Annotated in this window: 15 protein-coding genes; 6 read left to right on the top strand and 9 right to left on the bottom strand. The window is 33.9% G+C overall.

Annotated elements, in window-relative coordinates:
- Window positions 1–171 precede the first annotated feature (171 nt).
- The gene (locus tag DIU01_RS07895; RefSeq protein WP_290833233.1) at window positions 172–1,608 is read left to right on the top strand and encodes an MFS transporter; all 1,437 of its coding nucleotides are present in this window, start codon (window positions 172–174) and stop codon (window positions 1,606–1,608) included.
- A gap of 566 nt (window positions 1,609–2,174) precedes the next feature.
- Here DIU01_RS07895 and DIU01_RS07890 read toward each other — a convergent pair.
- The 5 genes from DIU01_RS07890 to DIU01_RS07870 are packed head-to-tail and all read right to left on the bottom strand — an operon-like array spanning window position 2,175 to window position 4,789.
- Window positions 2,175–2,630, bottom strand: a complete 456-nt coding sequence (locus tag DIU01_RS07890) for a Coq4 family protein (protein ID WP_290833231.1) — start codon at window positions 2,628–2,630, stop codon at window positions 2,175–2,177.
- Between the two features lie 11 nt (window positions 2,631–2,641).
- Entirely contained in the window at window positions 2,642–3,409 is a 768-nt protein-coding gene (locus DIU01_RS07885; protein WP_290833229.1) for a DUF2236 domain-containing protein, read from the bottom strand.
- Window positions 3,409–3,780: a DUF2809 domain-containing protein gene (locus DIU01_RS07880; protein WP_290833227.1), complete on the bottom strand. Its 372-nt coding sequence runs from the start codon at window positions 3,778–3,780 to the stop codon at window positions 3,409–3,411. Before DIU01_RS07880 ends, DIU01_RS07885 begins: the two co-directional genes overlap by 1 nt.
- A gap of 48 nt (window positions 3,781–3,828) precedes the next feature.
- The gene (locus DIU01_RS07875) at window positions 3,829–4,125 is read right to left on the bottom strand and encodes a transcriptional regulator (RefSeq protein ID WP_290833225.1); all 297 of its coding nucleotides are present in this window, start codon (window positions 4,123–4,125) and stop codon (window positions 3,829–3,831) included.
- A 40-nt stretch (window positions 4,126–4,165) separates the two neighbouring features.
- Entirely contained in the window at window positions 4,166–4,789 is a 624-nt protein-coding gene (locus DIU01_RS07870) for a hypothetical protein (RefSeq protein WP_290833224.1), read from the bottom strand.
- Window positions 4,790–4,877: 88 nt separating this feature from the next.
- Between DIU01_RS07870 and DIU01_RS07865 the strand changes: the two genes are divergently transcribed.
- Both DIU01_RS07865 and DIU01_RS07860 read left to right on the top strand, forming a co-directional pair.
- Window positions 4,878–6,248 carry a M28 family peptidase gene (locus DIU01_RS07865; protein WP_290833221.1) on the top strand — a complete coding sequence of 457 codons (1,371 nt, stop codon included), beginning with the start codon at window positions 4,878–4,880 and terminating at the stop codon, window positions 6,246–6,248.
- Window positions 6,249–6,596, top strand: a complete 348-nt coding sequence (locus DIU01_RS07860; RefSeq protein WP_290833219.1) for a DUF1801 domain-containing protein — start codon at window positions 6,249–6,251, stop codon at window positions 6,594–6,596.
- A gap of 54 nt (window positions 6,597–6,650) precedes the next feature.
- Here the strand turns inward: DIU01_RS07860 and DIU01_RS07855 are convergent, their stop codons facing one another.
- The 4 genes from DIU01_RS07855 to DIU01_RS07840 form a co-directional block, all read right to left on the bottom strand.
- Window positions 6,651–12,848, bottom strand: a complete 6,198-nt coding sequence (locus tag DIU01_RS07855) for a choice-of-anchor L domain-containing protein (RefSeq protein ID WP_290833217.1) — start codon at window positions 12,846–12,848, stop codon at window positions 6,651–6,653.
- Window positions 12,849–12,922: 74 nt separating this feature from the next.
- On the bottom strand, window positions 12,923–13,768 hold the full coding sequence (locus DIU01_RS07850) for a hypothetical protein (protein ID WP_290833215.1): 846 nt from the start codon (window positions 13,766–13,768) through the stop codon (window positions 12,923–12,925).
- Between the two features lie 20 nt (window positions 13,769–13,788).
- Window positions 13,789–14,607, bottom strand: coding sequence for a 3-deoxy-8-phosphooctulonate synthase (gene kdsA, locus DIU01_RS07845; protein WP_290833213.1), 819 nt, complete (start codon window positions 14,605–14,607; stop codon window positions 13,789–13,791).
- Between the two features lie 94 nt (window positions 14,608–14,701).
- Window positions 14,702–15,166 (bottom strand): 2-dehydro-3-deoxyphosphooctonate aldolase, encoded by a 465-nt coding sequence (locus DIU01_RS07840; protein ID WP_290833211.1) that lies wholly within the window; start codon window positions 15,164–15,166, stop codon window positions 14,702–14,704.
- A 100-nt stretch (window positions 15,167–15,266) separates the two neighbouring features.
- Here DIU01_RS07840 and DIU01_RS07835 point away from each other — a divergent pair, with 100 nt between their 5' ends.
- The 3 genes from DIU01_RS07835 to DIU01_RS07825 are packed head-to-tail and all read left to right on the top strand — an operon-like array spanning window position 15,267 to window position 16,731.
- Window positions 15,267–15,827 carry a YeeE/YedE thiosulfate transporter family protein gene (locus DIU01_RS07835; protein WP_290833209.1) on the top strand — a complete coding sequence of 187 codons (561 nt, stop codon included), beginning with the start codon at window positions 15,267–15,269 and terminating at the stop codon, window positions 15,825–15,827.
- 9 nt (window positions 15,828–15,836) lie between these two features.
- Window positions 15,837–16,250 carry a DUF6691 family protein gene (locus DIU01_RS07830; RefSeq protein WP_290833207.1) on the top strand — a complete coding sequence of 138 codons (414 nt, stop codon included), beginning with the start codon at window positions 15,837–15,839 and terminating at the stop codon, window positions 16,248–16,250.
- A gap of 49 nt (window positions 16,251–16,299) precedes the next feature.
- Window positions 16,300–16,731: a lipocalin family protein gene (locus DIU01_RS07825; protein WP_290833205.1), complete on the top strand. Its 432-nt coding sequence runs from the start codon at window positions 16,300–16,302 to the stop codon at window positions 16,729–16,731.
- Window positions 16,732–16,781 lie beyond the last annotated feature (50 nt).

Below are 16,781 nucleotides of genomic sequence, written 5' to 3'. Positions count from 1 at the left end.
AACGTTTTCGTTAATAACTATTTTAAGAATTGTATTAGTTATTTTTTTATAAATGTATATTTATGAAATATTTCTGCTAATATTTATCATAATAGTGTATATAAGTACTAAATAATGAGAACTTTACAATAATAATTTACTAAAATTCACCAAAAACTAAACAAACAAATTATGAGTTCAGAACAAATTAAAACTAATTGGGCGCAATTTATTCCGCTAGCATCAGTATTTTTCTTTTGGGGATTTGTTGCCGCAAGTAATGATATTTTAATTCCCGTTTTTAAAGAAGCTTTTACTTTAACTCAAGTAGAAAGCCAATTGGTTTCGTTAGCATTTTACATAGCGTACACAGTTGGATCATTACTTTATTTATTGATTTCGTATTTAACCAAAGGCGATTTAATTAACAGAATTGGATACAAAAACTCACTCGCGTTAGGGTTAGGAATTTCTGCTCTTGGAACTTTATTATTTTATCCTGCGGCAAATACTGGTTCGTTTCCGTTAATGTTGTCTGGATTGTTTATAGTAGCACTTGGATTTTCATTACAGCAAACCGTAGCGAATCCATTAGCGATTGCACTCGGACCAATTACAACTGGTTCGCAACGTTTAACAATGGCTGGCGGAATCAATAACCTTGGAACTACAATTGGTCCACTTATTGTAAGTTTTGCGATTTTTGGTTCAGCTACGTCTTCTAATACTGATATGAGTATTGAAAGCGTGAAAATTCCGTATTTGATTTTAGGAGCGGCATTTTTATTGGTAGCTATTTTACTTAAATTTTCTTCTTTACCAGATAAACCAGTTGCAATTATTGAGTCTGAAGCTGAAGCAAGTGCTTCTAGAAGTTCGGCTTTGAAATACCCACAATTGGTTTTAGGAATGATTGCCATCTTCGTTTATGTTGGTGTTGAGGTTTCTACTGCAAGTAACTTACCAGCTTACATGGAGAAAAATTTAGGTTTTCTAACTAAAGATATCGCACCGTATATTTCGTTATATTGGGCGAGTTTAATGATTGGTCGTTGGACTGGTGCAGTTGAAGCTTTTACAGACAACATGAGCACTCAAAAAATTCTACGTTTCATTGCACCTTATTTAGCATTTGGAGTTTTCTTGGCTGTCAACGCGATTGCAAAACATGATTTGACTCCATTTTACGTATATGCTTTAGTAATTTTAGTTTTAATTGCGGCTGATATCGCTAGTAAAGGAAATCCAGCAAGGATGTTATTTATCTTTTCAGGATTTGGAATTGCAGCATTACTTATAGGAATGGCAACAGATGGAATGGTAAGTGTTTATGCGTTCACAAGCGTTGGATTGTTCTGTAGTACGCTTTGGCCATGTATTTTTACATTAGCTGTTAGCGGATTAGGAAAGCACACCAGTCAAGGAAGTAGTTTCTTAATTATGATGATTATGGGTGGCGGATTTATAAGCTTATTACAAGGTTATGTTGCCGATATGGCTACCATTCAATCAAGTTATATTGTTGGTGTATTATGTTTTGCTTACCTGGCATTCTACGCATGGAAAGTAAGCGGAATTTTAAAAGCGCAAGGAATTAACTTTGATAAAAAGGTTAGTGGCGGACATTAATAGCGTTCAGTTATCAGTGTTCAGTTTACAGTGATTGCTTTATGTATAAAAACTCCGAAAGAAATTTAATGTTCTTTCGGAGTTTTATTTTTGTTCAAATGGATTACTCTTTAGCCCTGATTACTTCACATAATGTTTATTTTCAAAGGAGTTCAGTGAACTTCGTTTGCAGAGTAAATCCCGATTTTTATCGGGATTGCAACGGAAAGCAGGAATAGGGAAACCAAGAATTCCCGAGCCATTCGCTCCTGATTTTTTAAAAGGGTATTTGTCCAAAAATTATGTAAAAGTAAAAGAGTGCAATTGGGATGTTTGCTAATAAAATTAGAATTTTTATGAGAATTTCTTGGCGTTGATTGGGTTGAATTATGAGATTTAAAAGTAGCCAAAGTACTATTATAAAGTTGAAAAAAGTTGCGAGAATGAGGTACATATATCCGGTGAAGTAGAGATAGGCATTTTCTGTAACGAAGTGAAGAAGGAATAATAGTGTTCCAATCATGAAAGAATAAACAGCAACTTGAGTTGAAAAAGCGAGTTTCTTTATTTGATTTATAATTTCCATATTACTTAATATTAAAAGTGGTTTGAATCGTTTTTACAGGAACTAAAAGCATCTTTTGAAAGTCTAAATCATGAATTCGGTGAGCCGATTTTCCTCGATTGTAGTTTTTTATAAATTGCTTGATTTGAGTAGGATAGAAGATGGTTCCAATGGTGATTACCATAAATAAATAGGCGCTTTTTTTACCGTTTCCGAGTAGGAAAAACTGCATTGCAATTTCGTCTGGAACTGAAACTGAAGTATTGGTTAGTACATGAATAACATCGTGATCTTCTAGTTTGGGTTGCATTTGAAAATTATATTTCAGTAGAAAACATCCCAAGTGAAAACCCAAACTGTCTTGATTGTACTGAATTAATTCTGATGGTGTGATGTTCCATGGAGTTCCTTTTTTGAAGAATTTCTGATAGGGTTTCTTCGTGATTTCGTACATTTTTTCGATTAGTAGATCTCTCATTTTTGTCAGTTTTATATGTTTTCAAATTTGCCTATGTTGGCAAGTTCATGCTTGTGTTTATTAGGAAGTAGTATCGATTTTAAAAGGTTGTCAATTTTTAGAATTCTAGAAAATTTATACATTTTAATAGCTAAAATTGTGGGAAAATAAGAATTTGTAAAAAGCTTTTTGTGAACAATCTTCGGAACTAAAATCTGTTGAATTTGTATTAAAATGAAATATCGAAAATGGCCTAAATGTTTTTTATATTGTTCGAAAAGATGGATGGTGAATTTTCCTTTTTCCAAATCGTTTTCTAGATGAATGTTTCTGTCAATTAGCCAATCGTTGTAGTTTGATGGTAGGTTTTTCAACTTCATTCGAATTCCTAATTTCATGAAGACATCGAAAATTTCTTCTTTTTCATTAATTTCTAATTTTCGTTCCAATACTTCAAATGAACGAATGGAGTAATCAATTAACATATAAAGTACATCTCGATATGCCCAATCGGGAATTGATTTTCCGCGACTTTGTTCAACACCTTGGTGAATTTGAGTGATTTTATCGATTGTAGCTAAAGCCATTTGCTCTTCAAGAAAAATAATTTTTTGAGCATATTCTACGGTAGAAAATAATCGTTCTAATGGGTTTGTTGGAATTTTTCCAGTGTAATACAACCAATCGACTGCTTTGTTTAAAGCGAATTCGGCTGCCGAACCTGCAAAAATCAGGAGTACAGTATCGGTTCTTTTCCAAATCTCTCTTACAATTGATTTTTCGTTAACAAAGTAATTCATTATTGTAATTTTTTATGGTTGTGAATTAGTAAAACAGTTAGAATTCCAAGTGTATAAGCGAGCATATCTGTCCACGAAAAGGAGTTTCCTAAAACGATGTTTAGAATTTTGATTTTATCTAGATGAAGTAGTTCTAAAATATGAATGTATTGCAGAATTTCTATGGTGTAACTAATTAATAATGTTATTAATGCTATTTTGTTTTCAGATATTTTACTGAAAGTAGCAATCATATAAAACAATAAAATGGAAGCCAAATAATCTCCAAAAATTGGTCGAATGAACTGATCATTAACGAATAGTGCAATTATTATTTCTACAATTAAAAGTAGAATACTGATTACTAAGTAGGTTTTGTTTATGTTTTTCATAATTATAAAGTACTTTGTATTTCAAAGTTAATAGATAAAAAAATAGTGCTAACTTTTTGATATTAATTTTTCGAGCGCATCAATATGAGCTGCAAAAGCTTTTTTTCCTTCTTTGGTTGCTATGTATTTGGTGTTGGGTTTTTTTCCAATGAATTGCTTTTCAATTTGAATGTAATTTTCTGCTTCTAAGGCTTTGGTGTGTGAGGCAAGGTTACCGTCGGTTACACCAAGAAGTTCTTTTAGCATATTGAAATCGGCACTTTCGTTCACCATCAAAATCGACATGATTCCCAAACGAATTCGGTGATCAAAGGCTTTGTTTATATTTTGGATGATGGTTTTCATAATTGTTTTTAATTGACTTATAAGGCAAATTTAGTGCAAATTAATTTCTATCATATTTAAAATACATCACACTTCCGTAAAGAATGTGGCAAACGCCAAAACCTAATGCCCAAAATAATAATCCGTAACCTAAAAACCACGTTGAAAGTAAACCTAAAAATATCATGGTTAAGCCTAAATATCTAACGTCTCCAAGTGTATATTTACTTGCGTTTACACAAGCTAATCCGTAAAAAATTAGGGTTAATGGTGCAACCAAACTTAATATTTCTTTTTCGATTAAGAATAAAATAAAAAAACCACCAGTTGCCAACGGAATTGCAAAGTTAATTACTAGACGTTTAGATGTTGTATTCCATATTTTTTCTTCCGATTTACTAGCTATTTTTGCACTTAAAAATACAGCGGTTATAATTGATAAAAGAAGAACCGTACCAGCTATTATAAAAAGTCTATTCACAGCCGATTGAGAAATTATTAAATTTTTGTAGCTTCCCATTGTACTAGTATCAAAGTAAATGGTTTTATAGGCAAACCAAGCACCAACTAATGAATATATTCCGGCTAAAACACCAGATAATCCGCTTAGCGAAATAAAACGCGATGACTGATTCATCATGTTTTTTATTTCAGAAATGTCATTAAGATATTTTTCGTTTTCCATTTTAAAGTACTTTGAAGTACAAAGTAAATGAATAATAATTGTACAACCAAATGTTTTTTAATTTATTTTTGGAGTAAATTTTAATTCTATGAAAAAAATCACACTATTCCTTTTGCTTCAAGCATCTTTATCTTTCTCACAAACAACAGATGAGCAAATGCTCAAACAAATTTACAAGTCGGCTTTAACAGATAGTAAATGCTATTCTTGGTTGGATGATTTATCAAATAAAATTGGTTCGCGGTTATCGGGTTCGATTGGAGCTGAAAAAGCAGTTTTATACACCAAAAAAGAATTAGAAACTCTTGGTTTAGATAAAGTGTATCTTCAAGAAGTTATGGTTCCCAAATGGGTGCGAGGCGAGAAGGAAGTTGCTTATTTAATTGATGGGAAGAAGAAAATTTCTTTTCCAATTTGTGCTTTAGGAATGTCAGTTGCAACTCCAAAGGAAGGTTTGACAGCCAATATAATAGAAGTTAAAAGCCTAGAAGAATTAAAAGCATTAGGTTCAGAAAAAGTAAAAGGAAAAATAATATTCTTTAATCGACCGATGAATCCCGAATTTGTCGAAACTTTTCATGCTTATGGAAGTTGTGTCGATCAAAGATCTTCTGGTGCAAGAGAAGCTGGCGAACTTGGCGCACTTGGTGTTATTGTTCGTTCAATGAATTTAAGATTGGATGATTTTCCGCATACAGGTTCTACGAATTATAAAGATATTGCTATGGATAAACGAATTCCAGCTGCAGCAATTTCTACAAATGGAGCAGAAGCTTTAAGCAAATTATTGAAAGGAAATCCAAATGCAAAGTTGTTCTTTAAGCAATCTTGCAAACAATATGATGATGTTGTTTCGTACAATGTTGTGGGTGAAATAACTGGTTCAGAGTTTCCAAACCGAATTATGGTTGTTGGTGGACATCTTGATTCTTGGGATTTGGGTGATGGTTCTCATGATGATGGAGCAGGTTGTGTTCAGAGCATGGCTGTTTTAGAAATGTTCAAAAAGTTGAATTACAAACCAAAGAATACGATTAGAGCTGTTTTGTTTATGAACGAAGAAAATGGTGTGAAAGGCGGATTGAAGTATGAAGAATTGTCCAATAAAAATGGTGAGAATCATATTTTTGCTTTAGAAAGTGATTCTGGTGGATTTACTCCAAGAGGTTTTTCGATTGATGCTGATGATACCAATTTTAATAAAATTTCAAGTTGGAAAAACATATTCGAACCTTATTTGATTCATATTTTTAGAAAAGGACATTCTGGTGTTGATATTGGTCCGTTAAAATCGGATAAAATTGTAAAAGTTGGATTACAACCCGATTCTCAGCGTTACTTTGATTATCATCATGCTGCTAATGATACGTTTGATGCTGTAAACAAACGTGAATTAGAACTTGGAGCAGCTTCGATGGCGTCTCTAATGTATTTATTCGATCAATACGGATTGCAATAAATGAAACCGGCAGAAGCATATATTTTAAATCAACCCGAACCTAATCGTTCGATCCTATTTAATTTGCAAATAATTATTGAAAGTCAAATTCCAGAAGTAGAATTGTTATACAAATGGAACATTCCGTTTTACTATTATAAAGGAAAGCCCTTTTGTTATTTTAATGCAAGTCACAAAAGAAGGTATGTTGATTTAGGAATTGTAAAAGGTTTTCAACTTACTATTCATCAGGGTAAATTGATATCGGAAAAAAGAAGTACAATGAAATCTTTAAGGTATTATTCAGAAGAAGAAATTGATAGTTCTGTTTTAGTAGAAATTCTTCAAGAACTTACTAAGCTTTATTAAATAAAAAAAGAGACTGAAATTCAGTCTCTTTTTTGTTATAATGTTAATTGAGAATTATTTTATTTCTCTGTTAACGTAAATCCATCCAGTTTTGGCTTCCATACCATCACGTTCAATTACGTAATAGTAAGTTCCGTCTGGCAGTTCATCACCTTTATCAGATTGACCTCGCCATTCGTTAGTATAGTTTGCTTTAGCATATACTTTTCCACCATAACGATTGAACAATGTTAACTGTTTAACGTTGAATCCAGTTAAATCAAATGAATCATTTAAGCCATCATTATTAGGAGAAATACCTTTTTGTATTTGGCATGTTGTAGAATTTGCATCAAAAACAAACGAAGTACTACAAGTTCCAATTGTAACTTCGCAAGTATAACTACCTGGTGCATTTATTGTAATTGTTGGGCTATTTGTACCAATAACAGATCCTGACGGATTAGTCCATGTGTAAGTTGCTTGAGCAGAATCAAAATTACCACCAACAACTTCCAATACATAAGAAGTGCCATCACATCCACCTTCAACAGTAAATTGAGGAGAAGTCGTTATTGTCACAACAAAACTTTCTTGATCAGAACATGTAGTTGTACCATTTGTGTTGGCTGCATAAACATATACAGTTTGGTTTGTATTTAAAACGGTACCAGCAGCTAATTGTGTACCAGTTCCACCAGCTCCAGTAAAGTAATTACCAACTGTTAAAGCAGGAAGTGTATAACTATCACATGCATTTACATTTGCTACAGTTGCAACATTAGGTGTTGAAATGATTACAATAGACATTGTTGTACCTGTAGCACAAGCAGCTGTAGTAGTAAATGTATAAGTAAATGTTCCAGCTATTGATGTATCAATTGTTGATGGACTCCAAGAACCAGTAATTCCATTTGTTGAAGTTAATGGTAAAGAAGGAGCAGTTGTACCACTACAGATTGGACTAATTTGTGTAAATGTAGCAACAGTTGGCGCTACAATTGTAACTGAAATTGTTGCAGTATCTGCACATTGACCAGCATCTGGAGTAAATGTATAATTGAATGTTCCAACTACTGATGTGTCAATTGCAGGTGGATTCCAAGAACCAGTAAAACTATTACTCGATGTAGTTGGTAATGCTGGAGCTGTTGCATTTTGGCAAATAGTAGCAAATGGAGCAAAAGTAGCTGCTGTCAATGGCGTGATTGTTACCAAGAAACTATTTTGTGCTGTACAGTTTGGTACAGTTCCACTTTGTGCAAATACATAAATTGTTTGAGTACTTGTTATTGTTTCACCAGCTAATAATAACGTTCCAGTTCCATTTGAACCTGTATAATAACTTCCATTTGTTAATGTTGGTAAAACATAAGAAGCACATGAAGTAACATCAATAGGATCATCTGGTACAGGGATAGGCGTAACTGTAACAACCGATTGCCCAGTTGCTGTACAACCAGAGTTGTTAATTAACACTGAATAAGTTCCTGCTTGAGTCACAGTAATTGTTCCAGTTGTACCTGGAAATGGATTACCGTCTAAACTCCAAGTGTAAGTAACATCTGCATCAACATAGTTAGTAGGTGTTACTGTAATTGTTCCAGTAGTTCCAGCACATATTGACTGGTTTGGAGTTATTGTAAATTGAGGAGTTAAATCCTGAACAACTAGATTGAAATCGCTTATTAAATAACAGCCTGTTAAATTGTTTTCTAATCTAACGTATATAGTTTGTAAACTAGGAACAGTATTGGTAAACAATAATGGTAATGCATTAGTTTCATTGTCTGCGTCATCAACTGTTGGATAATAAGCAACATTATAATCTGATGCATTTAAACTGCCCAAAACGTTTGTAGTATTTTGACTCAAATCAAATTGAGCAAATGTTAAATTATTACATGCTGTCAAATTTACTGGATTTCCTTGAACTATTTCACTGTAAAATTCTATCACTAATTCATCTTCAGCAACACATGTTGTACCAATAAATTGTGCATTTACAGTATAAGTACCACTAGATAATACAATTAAGTTTGGACCAGTTTGGTTTGGTATAACAGTACCATTTTGTTCCCATGTAAAAGTATAATCTGTTGGATCAAGTCCACTTTGGATTAAATAAGATGATCCAAAACATAATGCATTATTATTTGATACAAGGAAATCTGTACCCAAATCAACATTACCAATATTAAAACTTCCTCCTTCAAGAAAGACTGCAGAGTCAAAAGCAGAGTCACTTCTATCAGCAACAACTAATTTAATATGATATTGTGTTCCCGGCACTACAGTAGCCGATGCGGTCATTGGGATAGTTGATCCATTAAAATTAATTGGAGCAGCTAAAATGTTTTCTCCATTTGGAGCTCCATAATAAGTCCCAAAGTATTCTGGATTAACAGAACTACAGCCAGTATTAAATAAAGCATCTCTAATAGTTACAACTGAAATAGGAGTTGTTGTATTTGGTACAACAGCTAAATTAGTTGTTACATTGGTAGTAGTATTTGTCAACAAGAATGCAAATGCATCAGAATAGGCGCATTGGAAAGTTCCGTATTCGTCTGATGCGAATATAAAATTAAAACTTATTTGATCTGTTAACGGTACAAAATCAAATTCTAATTTTGTAGCATTCTGAGAGATCATTGTTTCGCCAGTAGCTGCTGTTACTAATGCCGCTAAATCAGCATCACCACCCCATCCTGTTGCCGTGTCACTTAAGATAGAATCATTTGGTCCAGGAGAGTTGTTAACAAATCCACTTGAAAGCATGATACCTTCGTTAAATGGGAAACCAGATCCATTTTTATTAAAATAACCGATACTATTATTAGCTGGAGTCGCACCAAAGTTGGTAGAACCCGAAGATGTAATATTGGAAACATTAGCACAAGTAGAATTTAACAACACATCTTCAATTAACTGTAAGTTAGTGTATGTTGTTGTGCTCGTTGATATTGGAGGTAAAAGCGTGCCAATACAAAGATTAAATATTGAACTTTGATTAGGTGTCGCTGTAGATGTATAAACTCTAATATAATAAACCTGACCAACAACTAAAGCTGTAGCAAGACTTTGTTCAGGATCACTACAATAAACTTGAGTTAGCGTTCCACAAGTACCTGTATAAACACCATGAACTAAGTTTGTTGTGCTTCCGGTAATATCATTCAAACTAATTAAATGCGATGAACTAGTTGCAGTAAACTGAAACCAAACATCATCATCATCACTTCCAGGACATGTACTTGGATCTGGTGATGGAGTTGCGCCAATTATTGTTCCAGGAGTAACAGTACCACATGCTGTGTCTGGATTTACAACTGCTACAACAGCATTAGCACATTCGTCATTTGAAATTAAAGTATTGAAAATTGATTGAAAAGACCAAGCACTACTGTCTGTTGTACTACAAACCGATCTTACATAAATTTTGTATTGTGTTCCAGAATTTAAACCAGTGTACGTATATGGATTGGTCGTTGCATTTTGCCAACCTGTTGATGCCGCAGTTGGAGCTGGAGCTGCAAAAGGTAAAGCTAGCACTTGCCAAGCCGTTGCAGTTCCGTTTTCTGTCCATCCAACAGTAACAGAATTTACTGTAGTTGCTAAAACGGTAGTTGCTGTTGGAACTAAACAAGTTGGTGCTGGATTACAAGTAACGTTAGCCAACCATCCTGTTGCATTGTTTGTTGCGCCACTTCTAAATCTAAAAGTTAAACAACCATTTGGGTTAGAAGAGGTAAAAGGGCCAGGTGCTGTCGTGCCCCAAAATGATCCAGCCAATCCTCCAGGAACTGTTCCAGGACCATTTAAACTGATTATTTGTTCTGCAGCAGTTGAATTTCCGTTAAAAACATATAAGCCATCAGCACCAGTTTCTACTGAAAAAGATGTAAATGTTACGGTAACTTGTTCACCAGGAATTGTAGGGCAAACTGTATAAGTTACATCGCTATTGTTTAGGTAGTTTGCAAATGAACCTCCGTTATCAACAAATGTTCCTCCACAAACTGGCGGAGCAATTAAAGTTGTAATTGTTCTTGGTCCAAGCCATGTACTAACATCAGTAGTAGAGCAAGCACTTCTAACATAAATATCATAACATGTTTCTGACGCTAAACCATTTAATGTGTAAGGATTAGAACCGGCAGTAACCCAACCAGTTGAACTTGCCGTTGGAGCAGGAGCACCACATGGTACAGCTAAAACATGCCAAGATGTAGCAGTTCCGTTTTCTGTCCATGCTAAATTAACAGATGAAAAAGTAACAGCAGAGGTAACTAATGATTGTGGTTGAGGACAAACTGGAGCTGGAGCACAAGTAATATTTGATGTCCATCCAGGTGCATTGGTTGCAGCACCACTTCTAAATCTAAATGTTAAACAACCATCAGGGCTTGAAGAAGTAAACGAACCAGGGTTGGTTGTTCCCCAATAAGAACCAGCTACACCACCAGGTACTGTTCCTGCTGGGTTACCACTAGACATTAATGGAGCTGTAACTGAATTTCCATTGTAAATATATAATCCGTCAGCTGTAGCTTGTGTATTGAAACTTGTAAAAGTTACTGTAACCACTTGGCCAGGAGTTGTAGGACAAATTGTAACATTATAGTTCGAGTTATTAGCATAGTTTGCTCCTGAACCAGCAGGATCAGAGAATGTTGTTCCACATGCTGGAGGAACTTGTAATGTTGTTCCAGAAACTACAGTTGTCCATTCACTAGATTCTGTCGTTGAACATACCGCTCTAACATAAAAATCATAACATGTATCTGGATTTAAACCTCCAAGTGTAAATGGATTTGATGGAGCAGGGACAAAACCTGTCGTTGTAGCTGTTGGCGTTGGTGAACCACATGGTAAAGCAAGAACTTCCCAAGCGGTTGCTGTACCAGTATTTGTCCATGATAAATTTACAGACGTTGCAGTTAAACCAGATCTAACAACTGATATCGGTTTTGGACATGGTGGTGGTGGACCACAAGTAACGTTTGATGTCCATCCAGAAGTAACTACTGTAGCATTACTTCTAAATCTAAATGTTAAACAACCATCAGGACTTGATGATGTAAATGGACCAGGAATTGCAGTTCCCCAAAATGAACCGGCCAATCCTCCAGGAACTGTTCCTGCTGGATTTGTACTTGTTATTTGTGGAGAAGCGGTAGTCGCTCCATTAAAAACGTACAATCCATCGGCATTGGCTTCTGTATTGAAAGCTGTAAAAGTAACTGTAACCACATCACCTGGAGTAACAGGACAAATTGTAACTGTATTGTCTACATTGTTTCCGTAATTAGCAGCAGCACCAGGATCTAAATAATTTCCACCACATATTGGAGGTGCAATTGGTGTGTTGAACAAAAATGGTCCAACCCATTCACTATTTATTCCATCACCACAAAGTGCTCTTACGTAGTATCTGTATGCGGTATTTGGAGTAAGTCCAGTTGCAGTATAAGGTAATGCACCGTTATACACTACTCCAGAACCAGTTGGAGTCGTAGTTACTGGTATCACTTCTATTTCCCACGATGTTGCACCACTTGGGTTCGCCCAAGATAAATTCGCTTGATTGAATAAGATACCCGTTGCTGTAAGAGCAGAAGGATCTAAACATTTTGACGCAACTCTTACATTATCTAATAACCATCTATCACCGCTAATACCAGTAACAGTTTGAGTATATTTCATTACAAATGAAACATATACTTGAGGACCAAAGGTTGTTGGTATATCAATTACTTTTTCTGTGTAGACGTTGAATGGATTTTGCACTCCGTCAACATCAACTGTTAAGTCATTTTCAGTGTATTCTACAATTGTTGTATAAGCTGCAGGATTGGTTTGCGATGCCGATGAAGGTGCAATCTTTACTTGATAAATTGTCCCAGTGTTTCCATTGGTAAAAGTACGAGCAAAGAAACGCAATTGACCATTGGTGGGAATAGTAATTAGTGGCGTTGCAAGGTAATCCTCAGAAGTGTTTCCAATTCCAATATTTTCTCGGTTCATGTAGGCTGCATTTGTACCAGCATAAACTAATGGAGGTGTTGCCACACCATTGTTAATGCCCCAACGCTGACCTAAGCCGACTCCATTATCAAAAACCGCCCAGTTACCCGTGCCTAAAGTCCAGTTTGTTCCAACTCCTGGACCAGTAGTGCTTTCAAAACCTTCTGTACCGGGAATTGGAAACTGTGCGTAACCGGCAAATGATAGTAATAAAGCAAAAACTAGTAAAGTAATTTTCTTCATAATTATTTTTGTGAAATTTATTTGATTTGTTAATAGATTTCCAAAAATATAAAAAAAATTTAATATTTGTTTAATTATAATTTAAAAATTCCTCCCAAAACTATAATTTTCTGCAAAAAGAAAAACTTCTGTTCAGCCCTATCGCTTGAATTTTCTGTGGTTCGAATGTCATTCAAGTTTATGTATCCACCCTTTAATTCGGTTTGAATAAAAAAGTGTTTGAAAAAGGTAAAATTTAATCCGACTTTCGCCGAAACACCATAACCAGAAACATGAAAATCATCGTGTCTGTTATTTCCTAATAATTTTGCATTTGTTTTTGGATACAGTAATCCAATTCCAGCTGCTTCGGTTACATTTATTTGAAATTTATCCGTATTTGTTATTCTGAATAATTTTGAAATGTCATCAACGCGTCCGAAATCTGTATTAACATAATTTAAACCATCTGTATGTTCAAATGTTAAGAAATCTTCTGTTAATAGCACTTGACCGTTCGGAAGTGTTTCTCCATATGTTCCCGGATTTGGATAAAAACCATTAATATCAACAGCTCTATTTTGAGCCATCACATATTTCATATGGTCGACTCCGATTGTGATGTTGTAATGATCATTTATAAAATATCCTATTCTAAGATTTGTCTGCGGAATAGTCATTCTCGCAGGATTTACATAATCTACGTGCCATCCTTTGGGTTTGTCATAAGCAGTGACATTTTGAAGTGTAAAATCATAATCATTACCATAGAATCTTATGTCAGATTTAGTGTAACTTTCTCTATTTCCGCCCCAATAAACAAAGAACTTTCCTTTATTATGTGCTGTATATTTTTCTGGTGTTGCTGTATCTTGTGCTAATGAAATTTGTGTAATAAGAATTGTTGCTATAACAATTCTTAAATTATATTTTAAAAACATTTATTTAAAGTTGTAAAAAATTAAAATTGATTAATAGTTTTTCTGATTGCCACAAGTTTAGTCATCAAACCTTCGAAATAGTCTAAATGAAGCATGTTGGCCCCATCACTTTTTGCATTTGCAGGATCAAAATGGGTTTCAATAAAAAGGCCATCAACACCAACTGCTATTCCAGCTTTTGCAATAGTTTCAATCATGTCTGGTCTTCCTCCAGTTACGCCAATGGTTTGATTAGGTTGTTGAAGTGAATGTGTAACATCAAGCACAGTAGTTCCGAATTGTTGCATAGTAGGAATTCCTCTAAAATCAACTATCATATCTTGATAACCAAACATTGTTCCTCTATCAGTAATCATAACATTCTCGTTTTGGCAGTCTAATACTTTTTGAACGGCATGTTTCATACTTTCTGGACTCATGAATTGTCCTTTTTTAAGATTTACAGTTTTTCCGGTATTTGCAGCAGCTACAACCAAGTCGGTTTGACGAACTAGAAATGCAGGAATTTGAAGAACATCAACATATTCTGCAGCCATTGCCGCATCTTCATTAGTATGAATGTCTGTAACAGTTGGAACGTGAAATGTCTCTGAAACTTTTCGAAGTATTTTTAAGGCTTTTTCGTCTCCAATTCCAGAAAAACTATCTATTCTTGAGCGATTTGCTTTTTTAAACGATCCTTTAAAAACAAAAGGAATTTGAAGTTTATCAGTTATTGAGACCAATCTTTCTGCAATTCTCATAGCCATTTCTTCGCCTTCAATTGCACATGGACCAGCAAGAATGAAGAAGTTACCGCTATCTATATTCTTTATTTGTGGGATATTATTTAATTTCATTTGTAAAATTTTTAGTGGCGCAAAGATAAAAAGAAAAACCTTCTAATTGTTGAATTAGAAGGTCTTAAATTTGTTGTAAATACTATTTTATATCTTAATTAACAGTGGCTTGTTTTTTTAATGCAAAACCATTCGGACACATTACTTTTCCTTTTTCATAAATGTTAAGATACAGTTTTACTTTTTTATTATTTTCTATTGTTATTTCATAAATATCCAATGTTCCAGCTCCAATTTTTGTTCTTTTTGATGGAAACGGACAGCAACTTTCTATCTTTTCATATTTTAAACTATTTCCATTTTTGTCGGTTAAAGCATTGAAAAAATAGGCAACATTTTTAGGTGCAATTTTTTCATTATCAAATCCTAAATTTATTGGATAATCTTGATTGTAGCCATATTTTGCATCATTACTATATTCTGTAATTACAAATTGATTGTTGCTAATTAATGGTTTTTTTGCTGTATTATCGACATTTTTCAAAGTAGATTTTATACTTCCGCAGGATGATAAAGCTATTAAGAATAATAGGATTACGGCTGATTTTGGTGTTTTCATTTTGATGATTAAAATAATAAATCGTGTTTTTTATTCAAATATGTTAAATAATTATCAAATATCAAACCACTATCTATATTTTTGTAAAAAAATAATTGAAATGGATTTTTTATCTCAAACATGGCATTGGTCAATCTCTGGATTTTTAATTGGAGTTGTAATGTTGCTCTTAATTTATTTTGGAAAAGTTTTCGGAATGTCGTCTAACCTTAGAAGTTTGTGTTCTATGACAGGAATTGGTAAACGCGTTTCTTTTTTTGATTGGGATTGGAAAGCGCAACGATGGAATTTAGTGGTAGTTTTTGGTGCCATGATTGGTGGTTTTGTAGCTACAAATTATATGCACGATGATTCTAATGTTGCCTTAAACCCAGTAACTATTGAAAAGCTTGAGAAATTAGGAATCGATGCTCCAAATTCGAAATCACTTCCAGATGCACTTTTTAGTACTGATGTAGTTTTTAGTTCTCCTAAAATTATTGCTATTCTAATTATTGGTGGAATATTGATAGGATTTGGTTCTCGTTACGCTGGCGGATGTACTTCTGGTCACGCAATTTCAGGCTTGAGTAATTTCCAAGTTCAATCCTTGAAAGCCGTTATTGGATTTTTTATTGGTGGTTTAATTGTAGCTCATTTTGTGCTTCCTATCATTTTTTAATTTGAAATCATGAATGTATTAAAATATTTATTTGTTGGATTTGTCTTCGGAATTGTACTAACTAAATCGGAAGCCGTTTCTTGGTATCGCATTTATGAAATGTTTCAATTTGATTCGTTTCACATGTATGGAATAATAATGACTGCTATCGCAACTGGAGTTATTGGAATTCAAATTATTAAAAGAAATCAACTAAAAGATATAAAAGGTTTGCCAATAGTAATTCAAGAAAAAGAAAAAGGCACTTTTCGCTATTGGATTGGTGGATTGTTTTTTGGACTAGGTTGGGCTTTAGTTGGAGCATGTCCTGGACCAATTTTCATCTTGTTGGGTTCTGGATTTATTAGCGTAATTTTCATATTCTTTGGCGCTTTACTTGGTACATTTATTTATGGTGTTGTAAAAGATAACTTGCCTCATTAAAGGGTAAGTTATTTTGTATATATTTGATTCAAAATAAATTATAAAAATTATGAAAAACCGTATTATTCTTTTTGTTTCAGTTTTGGTTTTAGGATTGAATTTAACTTCGTGCGGAGGCGACGATGGACCATCGACATCTGCTGATATTGTTGGAAAATGGGAATTGTATAAAATTGGTGATAAAGATGATGGAAGTGAATATTTAGAATTGTACGAACATCAAGCAGGTTGTTCAAAAGATAATATTGAATTTTTTGAAAATGGAGACTTTGTCACTACTAGTTATTTTGAAGGTTGTGAATCAGAAAGTTTTTCTGGTACTTACACTAAATCGGGTACTTCTTTGATAGTTGATGATGGTTTTGATGAAACTCCTTTAACCATAAAAGAATTGTCATCTTCTACATTGAAAGTATATGATACTTATTCTGAAGACGGAGAAACATTTACAGAAATAACAATTTTTAAGAGAGCTGATTAATTAAATGCATAAAAAGATCCCGATTAAATGAACATGCCCCAAAAAGTTAG

Origin of the sequence: Flavobacterium sp., assembly GCF_003525665.1 — a bacterium.
Classification (GTDB): Bacteria; Bacteroidota; Bacteroidia; order Flavobacteriales; family Flavobacteriaceae; genus Flavobacterium.
This window is presented reverse-complemented; position numbering and strand designations above follow the sequence as displayed.

Bases quoted from the DNA above. Each gene is read 5' to 3' on its own strand.
- DIU01_RS07855 (WP_290833217.1), bottom strand. From the start codon at position 12,848: ATGAAGAAAATTACTTTACTAGTTTTTGCTTTATTACTATCATTTGCC.
- DIU01_RS07895 (WP_290833233.1), top strand. From the start codon at position 172: ATGAGTTCAGAACAAATTAAAACTAATTGGGCGCAATTTATTCCGCTA.
- DIU01_RS07830 (WP_290833207.1), top strand. From the start codon at position 15,837: ATGAATGTATTAAAATATTTATTTGTTGGATTTGTCTTCGGAATTGTA.
- DIU01_RS07860 (WP_290833219.1), top strand. From the start codon at position 6,249: ATGAAACCGGCAGAAGCATATATTTTAAATCAACCCGAACCTAATCGT.
- kdsA (WP_290833213.1), bottom strand. From the start codon at position 14,607: ATGAAATTAAATAATATCCCACAAATAAAGAATATAGATAGCGGTAAC.
- DIU01_RS07875 (WP_290833225.1), bottom strand. From the start codon at position 4,125: ATGAAAACCATCATCCAAAATATAAACAAAGCCTTTGATCACCGAATT.
- DIU01_RS07825 (WP_290833205.1), top strand. From the start codon at position 16,300: ATGAAAAACCGTATTATTCTTTTTGTTTCAGTTTTGGTTTTAGGATTG.
- DIU01_RS07880 (WP_290833227.1), bottom strand. From the start codon at position 3,780: ATGAAAAACATAAACAAAACCTACTTAGTAATCAGTATTCTACTTTTA.
- DIU01_RS07865 (WP_290833221.1), top strand. From the start codon at position 4,878: ATGAAAAAAATCACACTATTCCTTTTGCTTCAAGCATCTTTATCTTTC.
- DIU01_RS07840 (WP_290833211.1), bottom strand. From the start codon at position 15,166: ATGAAAACACCAAAATCAGCCGTAATCCTATTATTCTTAATAGCTTTA.
- DIU01_RS07835 (WP_290833209.1), top strand. From the start codon at position 15,267: ATGGATTTTTTATCTCAAACATGGCATTGGTCAATCTCTGGATTTTTA.
- DIU01_RS07850 (WP_290833215.1), bottom strand. From the start codon at position 13,768: ATGTTTTTAAAATATAATTTAAGAATTGTTATAGCAACAATTCTTATT.
- DIU01_RS07870 (WP_290833224.1), bottom strand. From the start codon at position 4,789: ATGGAAAACGAAAAATATCTTAATGACATTTCTGAAATAAAAAACATG.
- DIU01_RS07885 (WP_290833229.1), bottom strand. From the start codon at position 3,409: ATGAATTACTTTGTTAACGAAAAATCAATTGTAAGAGAGATTTGGAAA.
- DIU01_RS07890 (WP_290833231.1), bottom strand. From the start codon at position 2,630: ATGAGAGATCTACTAATCGAAAAAATGTACGAAATCACGAAGAAACCC.